This is a genomic window from Haloarcula sp. H-GB5 (genome assembly GCF_054850705.1).
In genome coordinates this window covers 1-2,074 of record NZ_JBTWBG010000021.1, presented here as the reverse complement: position 1 = coordinate 2,074, position 2,074 = coordinate 1, and the positions used below count along the sequence as shown (strand labels likewise).

General features: G+C 59.2%; 2 protein-coding genes. Both read right to left on the bottom strand.

The features are described from left to right. Positions 1 to 31: 31 nt before the first annotated feature. Positions 32 to 712 (bottom strand): hypothetical protein, encoded by a 681-nt coding sequence (locus ACYJ11_RS21290; RefSeq protein WP_461649383.1) that lies wholly within the window; start codon positions 710 to 712, stop codon positions 32 to 34. Positions 713 to 813: 101 nt separating this feature from the next. Further along, on the bottom strand, positions 814 to 1,659 hold the full coding sequence (locus tag ACYJ11_RS21285) for a DUF6884 domain-containing protein (RefSeq protein ID WP_461649382.1): 846 nt from the start codon (positions 1,657 to 1,659) through the stop codon (positions 814 to 816). Positions 1,660 to 2,074: the final 415 nt, after the last annotated feature.

Genomic DNA, 2,074 nt, shown 5'->3' with positions numbered 1-2,074 from the left:
TCAGCCACCAGAGGAACAGAAAACCGCCGTCTCAGTCGAGGCCGGGGAGTCGCTCAGCGATGATGACGCCGCCTCTCGGCCCCTCGAAGTACAGTGCTGTGTGTCCACGAAAGTAGATAGTGTAGCGGTCTGGAACGTACTGGTGGCCGGGTGAAAGCGTCGCGATGGCCTTCGACAAGATCCGCGCCGAGAACAGTGGGTCGCCGTGGTGGTTCGACAGGCGGCCAGATTGGAGTGGGTCCCAGCTGTCGAACTCGTGGTCCGCTGGTGGCGTCAGTGTTGTCCGTGCCGTTGCGATCAGGTAGTCAGCCCCGTCGACAACTTTGGCGGCGGTGTTCGTTACATCTGGAATGAATTCCACATTCCCCCCGAAGTCGGTCATCGGCTCGTTGTCCCAACGCAATGCTTCTGGATGGCCGGCGACCGGCACTGGCGGGCCTCGGAAGCCCTCGCTTCGGATATGGGACTTTGCTTTGCTCTCGCAACCGAATGTCTCCCCGCAGGTACACTCGAACGATTCATCGTTGCGATAGTAACCGTCAGTATCCTGTGAGCGGATGAGTTCGCCGTCGTCGTCCATGTAGATGGTATCGACATACCCCCACGAGTACGACACCTCGATCTCGTGCTCTTGACTGGGCTTGCTGAAGTCGAAGCCGGCTTGCTGGTCTGGCTGTCCGTCCTGCGTCTGAGTCGGATCAGTTTCCGTCATCCTCTCACCCGCCGGAGGAACAGAAAATCGTCAGGCTCAGCGCGTTAACCAACAAAAGCGATGAGTGTTGGTTAACACAGTCGGTATCGTGGGTTTGCGTGCTATCCACCCTGTCCTCCTTCCCCGCCGTCGGTCGCGAGACTCGTTTGTCTCGTGGCAAGGAACCGTTCGGGGACGTTCTCGAATGCATCCAGCCCAACCTGCTCAGTCCCCTCGACGTCGACGCCACTGTGGCCTGTTTGCCACGTAGCAGAATCGCGCTCGAAGCCGCCGTCAAAGGCCGAGAGTTCTGATCGTCGGGCTGGAGCCGCTGCTGCCGAGAGTTCTTCGGCACGGTCTGAAAGCCAGCCCATCTGGTCGAACATTCCGTCGAAATCATGCTCCTGAAACGGGAACCGGACGGTTGCCTTCGGCGGGAGGGCAGTGTGTGTCTCCCGGCCAGTCCGAATCGCAGTTGGCCGTCCGTCGAAGATGTCGCGCTCACGCAGCGCGTCGACGTAGTCGCTGCCGGCGAGAACGACCAACTCCCGACAGGGTGACTCCTGTTGATCGGCTGCGTATGGCCGCCGGAGCCAATCGCCCAGTGATGAGTGGACACGGAGCGCCCACTGATCTAGTCGGCTCTCAACTCGGTCCCCTGACGGCAGCCGGTAATGTGGCTCTCCCTCGATGGGTTCGCCGCGCAGGTCCTCAATGGTCGTATCGTACGGGGCGACCGTCTGCCGGGGCATCAAGATCCCGTGTTCTGCAGAGAGAACCGCCCAGGTGTTCGCTCGTCGGTCAGCAGTTCGAGCCCACTGGACAGCTGCCTCGGCATACGATCGTTTGACCGAGAAGTACGACGAAGTGTAGAGATCGCGAACTGCAACTGGCTGGTCGGTTTTCGCATCGCCGCATCCAATCAGTACGAAGCGGCCACGAGTCCGCTCAGTCTGTGTTGAAGCCATCTATGTCTCCCTCATCCAGAGAGGGAGTCACAAAATTAGGAGCCAGAGTCAGTAGTTGTGACCGTCTGGCAGCGCTTCAGGCAGATGTGCTTCTGGGTGGTCAGCAGGTGCGTCAAGTACCTCGGGCATGATTTTGCTTGGATCCAAAATTGCACGGTAGTTCTTCCGGACTGGCGTGGCATTCCGTCCGCATCCGGAACATTCTCTCGTACCGTTGTTTCCGTAGTCCCGAGCCTTCGTGCAACCGCAATTCGGACAACTGTACTGTGGTGCAGTCTCCTGTGACAGTTTCGCGCTCATAACTGGAACTCCCTCATCTCATGGGGAGTCACAAAATTCTCTGAGGCTGTCCGGTCGGCTCTAGCCGTAGACCTCACTGGGAGTGAGTCCTGCTCGGTATTCTACCCTGTCTCGC

Coding starts and splice junctions, on each gene's coding strand:
- ACYJ11_RS21290 (WP_461649383.1), bottom strand. CDS start 712: ATGACGGAAACTGATCCGACTCAGACGCAGGACGGACAGCCAGACCAG.
- ACYJ11_RS21285 (WP_461649382.1), bottom strand. CDS start 1,659: ATGGCTTCAACACAGACTGAGCGGACTCGTGGCCGCTTCGTACTGATT.